4 protein-coding genes are annotated in these 4,539 nt (G+C 63.5%); 1 reads left to right on the top strand and 3 read right to left on the bottom strand.

The window, feature by feature from the left end:
• The coding region (locus EN969_RS18310) for a phosphotransferase family protein (protein WP_164758332.1) at positions 1–827 on the bottom strand (827 nt) is incomplete at its 3' end.
• A gap of 145 nt (positions 828–972) precedes the next feature.
• Here EN969_RS18310 and EN969_RS18305 point away from each other — a divergent pair.
• Positions 973–1,605, top strand: a complete 633-nt coding sequence (locus EN969_RS18305; RefSeq protein ID WP_063170453.1) for a class I SAM-dependent methyltransferase — start codon at positions 973–975, stop codon at positions 1,603–1,605.
• 1 nt (position 1,606) lies between these two features.
• On the opposite strand, the gene EN969_RS18300 is transcribed toward EN969_RS18305, so the two are convergent.
• Positions 1,607–4,060: an FAD-dependent oxidoreductase gene (locus tag EN969_RS18300; protein WP_063169918.1), complete on the bottom strand. Its 2,454-nt coding sequence runs from the start codon at positions 4,058–4,060 to the stop codon at positions 1,607–1,609.
• A partial coding sequence (locus tag EN969_RS18295; protein ID WP_164758331.1) for a phosphotransferase family protein occupies positions 4,057–4,539 on the bottom strand: 483 nt, incomplete at its 5' end. The genes EN969_RS18295 and EN969_RS18300, both read right to left, overlap by 4 nt.

The raw sequence follows: 4,539 nt of genomic DNA, 5'->3' as shown, positions 1-4,539 counted from the left end.
AACTCGGACGTCTCCATCAGCGCCTTGCAGCGCGCGAACCGCCCGTCGGCATAGGCGCGAAAATCATCGACCGGGTTGTTGTTGGCGAGCTGGATCAGCCCCCACAGCGTCCATAACAGGTCGCACATCGCCTTGTAGATGACGATGCGGCCGCGCTCCGCCGGCCTCGCCTCGCCGCCGAAATAGGCGCGCATCATCTCTTCGTCTTGCGCCAGATCGAATTTACCTTCCACGGAGAGGTCGCCAAGGTCCCAGAGCGGGTCGTTCATGCCCGAATATTCCCAGTCGACGATCCACATCCGCTCGCCCGTATCGAGGAAGTTCTCGCACAGCGGATCGCAGTGGCAGGCAACGATCGGCAGCGGATGGGCGGCAAGTGCCGAGCGCACGGTTTCCGCCTCGCGCACCACGTCATGATAGCCGGCGGGCAGGGCGATCTCCTTGGTGGACAGCACCTTGAGATAGTCGTCGATCATCGCAAACAGCTCGAAGCGGAAGGGAAACACCGCGCCTGAATTGTGCAGCTTGCGAAAGGCCTCGCCGGCGCGGGCTGGACTGCCCGGCCGAACCTTGAATTTCTCCTCCGACATGGTTTCGGCGCCGGCGATGTAGCGTGTCACCATCAACCCGGTGCCGGCATCGACATGCAGCACCTCGGGACTGACCCCTGCTTTTGCAGCTTCGCGTGCAGCCACCGCTTCGTTGGCCCGGTTGATGTATTCCTCGGTGCCCTTGCCGGGAATGCGCAGGCAGAAGTCGCCGGCCTTGAAGACGAGGTTGGTGAGGCCGCCCAGCCGTTCCAGCGGCCCGCTGTAGCCGGCCAGCATGGGAATGGCGTCCAGTGCCGCGCGCGCCTAGTCTGTAATCATGCCTGCGCCCCCACACACTGTTATTTGTCGCGGCAACGGTTCCACAATTTTCGCGCTTTGGCTATCATCACTGCGAGATCAAAAATTGGCGGACTGGATCAAAGTGGCGGACAACAAACATCAGGGTGCGCTTGGCGCGGCCTACGCGGCAAAGCGGCCCGAAGAGGTCGCCGCACTTTATGATCGTTGGTCGCAGACCTACGACGCCGACATGTCGGCCGCCGGCTATCGCCATCCGACGATCTGCCTTGCGCTGCTGACCCGCCATCTGCCGCGCGGTTCAGCACCGCTGCTCGATGCCGGGGCCGGCACCGGTCTCATCGGCGAATGGCTTGATATTGCTGGTTACCCGCAAGTCGAGGCACTCGATATTTCGCAAGGCATGCTGGATCAGGCAGCCCGCAAGGGTGTCTATTCCGCGCTCCATTGCCTGGCGCTGGGCGGTCATCTGCCCTTTGCCGATGATGCCTATGCCGGAGTGATCTCGGCCGGCGTCTTCACATCAGGTCATGTTGGCGTCGAGGGGCTGGACGAACTGATCCGCATCTGCCGGCCGGGCGGCATCATCGTGCTGACGGTCAAGAACTCGCTGTGGGATCAGGGCTTCGCCACGCGCGTCGCTGAGCTCGAGGCGCAGGGCCTCGTCACCCGCGTCGAGGAAACGCGCCCTTATGTCTCGATGCCCGGCGAAGCCGACACCGTGCCCAGCCGCGGCCTCGCACTGCGCGTGACCTGACCTACGCTTTGACCCTCGCGCCTGCCGGGTCGTACATCGGCTCGAGGTGGATCTTGGCCGGCGTCCTCTCCATCGCAACCACCAGTTCGTAGTCGCCCGAGGCGAGAAAATCGTCGCTGACCCCGTCGGCGTTGCGCACGTAGCCGTAGCCGATGGTCTTGCCCAGCGTATAGCCATAACCGCCGCTGGTGAGATAACCGACAGGCTCGCCATTGCGCAGGATGGTTTCGCGGCCGAGCAGCACGATCTCGGGGTCGTCGACCGTGAAGCCGGCAAAGCGTTTCTTCATTGCCGTGCCGCCGGTCTTCTCCAGCGCGCGCCGTCCGATGAAATCCGTGTTCTTGCGCAGCTTGACCGCCCAGCCGAGCCCGGCTTCCTGCGGCGTGTCGTTGGGCGTGATGTCGGAGCCCCAGGCACGATAGCCCTTTTCCAGCCGCAGCGATTCCAGTGCCCGATAGCCGATCGGGCGGATGTCGTGCTTTTTGCCTGCCGCCATCAGCGCGTCGAAGACTTCGCCGGTGGCCGCGATGGGCACGTGCAGTTCCCAGCCCAGTTCGCCGACATAGGTGACGCGCAGCGCCCGAATTGTGTGGCCGGCGATGGCAATCTCACGCACATGGCCGAACGGGAAGCTCACGTTTGAGACGTCGGCTTCGGTCACGGCCGAAAGCACGTCGCGCGCCCGAGGACCCATCAGCGACAGCGTGCCGAAATCCTCGGTGACATCGACAAGCCTGGCATCGAGCCCTTCGCCGATATGATCGCCGATCCACGAGGAATCATGCGTGCGGAAGCCTGTGCCGGTGACGATGTAGAACTTCTCTTCGGCCAGCCGCGCCACCGTCAGATCGGCCTCGATGCCGCCGCGTGTGTTGAGAAGCTGCGTGTAGGTCAGCCGGCCGACCGGCTTGCTGACGTCGTTGGCGCAGACCCAGTCCAGCGCCTTCAGCGCATCGGGCCCGCTCAGCTCGTATTTGGCGAAGGAGGATTGATCGAAGATGCCGACTTTTTCGCGCACATGCCGGTGTTCGTCGCCGACCGCCACAAACCAGTTCTGCCGGCCCATCGAATAGATGTCCTGCGGCTCGACGCCTTCGGGCGCGAACCAGTTAGGCCGTTCCCAGCCGAGCTTCGAGCCGAACACGGCATTTTGCTGTTTCAGCCTGTCGTAGAGCGGCGAGACGATGCGCGGCCTCCCGCTGGCATACTCCTCATGCGGAAAGCCGATCGTATAGTGTTTGCCATAGGCCTCCAGCGTGCGGTCGCAGACCCACTGACGGTCACGGTGCAAATTAGCAAAGCGCCTGATGTCGACCACCCACAGGTCGAGCGGTGCTTCGCCATCGACCACCCACTGCGCCAGCACCCAGCCAGCGCCGCCGCCCGAGGCGATGCCGAAGGCGTTGAAGCCGGCGCCGACAAACATGTTGGCGCATTCGGGCGCTGTGCCGAGAATGAAATTGCCGTCCGGCGTAAAACTCTCCGGCCCGTTGATCATCTGCTTGACGCCGACGGTTTCCAGTGCCGGCACGCGCGCGATCGCTTGGCTCATATGCTGCTCGAAATGGTCGTAATCATCGTCGAACAGCCTGAATTCCCAATCATTGGGGACGTCACCGCCGGGGAGACCAGTAGCCCAGGCCTGCGGGTTCGGCTCATAGCCGCCCATCACCAGCCCGCCGACCTCTTCCTTGAAATAGGTGCGCCGGTCCGGATCGCGGATGGTCGGCGCGTCGGTCGCCAGTCCGTCGATCTTCTCGGTGATGATGTACTGGTGCTTCACCGGCTGCAGCGGCACGTTGATGCCGGCCATGGCGCCGACCTGCCGCGCCCACTGGCCGGCGCAGTTGACCACCTTGTCACAAGCAATGTCGCCCTTGTTGGTCTTCACCGCCGTGATGCGGCCGTCCTTCATTTCGAAGCCGATGACGCGGACATCCTCGAACAGTTTGGCGCCATGCATGCGCGCGCCCTTGGCCAGCGACTGCGTGATGTCGGAGGGGCTCGCCTGGCCATCGGTCGGCAGCCAGGAGGCGCCGACAAGATCGCCGGTTTCCATGAGCGGCCACATTGCCTTGACTTCCGCCGGTGATAGCAATTGCATGTCCATGCCGAAGCTTTTCGCCGTCGTCGCCAGCCTTTTGTACTCGGTCCAGCGGTCGGCATTGGTGGCGAGCCTGAGGCAGCCGGTCATCTTCCAGCCGGTGGCAAGGCCGGTCTCGGCCTCGAGGCCCTTGTAGAGGTCGACGGAGTATTTCAGCACGCGGGTGATCGAAGCCGACGAGCGCAACTGGCCGACAAGGCCGGCGGCATGCCAGGTCGAGCCCGAGGTCAGCTTGCCTTGTTCGAGCAGAACGACATCGGCCTTGTGGTCGCGCGCCAGATGATAAGCCGTCGAACAGCCGATGATGCCACCGCCGATGACGACGATGGCGGCCTGGGTCGGCAATGTCATGATTTCTGCATCCCGTACTTCGTTCTGTAGTTTTCCAGCGCCGTGTCGAGCCGGGCGAGGTTTTCCTCGGTGTAGGCGACGTAGTCGATACCGGGCGCGTCGAGATAGAGCTCGGACACCATGCTCCACATCGCCTCGCGCAGCAGCGAGGCGCATTGCATGGCCGCGTGCGAACGGCGGATCGCTTCGTCCGGTTCCTTCATGAAATAGGCGGTCAGGAAGGCGAAGGATTCCTCGTCGCTCATGCCGGCGTTGGAGGCGGCGCCTGCGAGGTCGAACATCGCCGTGTTGAAGCCGGCATATTCGAAGTCGATCAGCCACAGCCTGTTGCCGTCGTCGAGAATGTTGGCCGGCAACAGATCATTGTGGCCAAAGACGATCGGCAGCAGTTTCTGCGCGCGCTCCAGTTCGTCGGCCAGCGTCAGCAGGCGCGGCAGGTCGCTGCGCTTGCGGCTGCCGCCTTCTTCAAGCGTGCGCGC

This window comes from Mesorhizobium sp. M7A.F.Ca.CA.003.01.2.1 (genome assembly GCF_003998945.1).
Lineage (GTDB): Bacteria > Pseudomonadota > Alphaproteobacteria > Rhizobiales > Rhizobiaceae > Mesorhizobium > Mesorhizobium ciceri.
The sequence above is the reverse complement of the archived record's forward strand: the minus strand, read 5'-3'. Positions and strand labels throughout refer to the sequence as shown.

Excerpts from the sequence above, each read along its gene's own strand:
- EN969_RS18300 (WP_063169918.1), bottom strand. The coding sequence starts at position 4,060 with ATGACATTGCCGACCCAGGCCGCCATCGTCGTCATCGGCGGTGGCATC.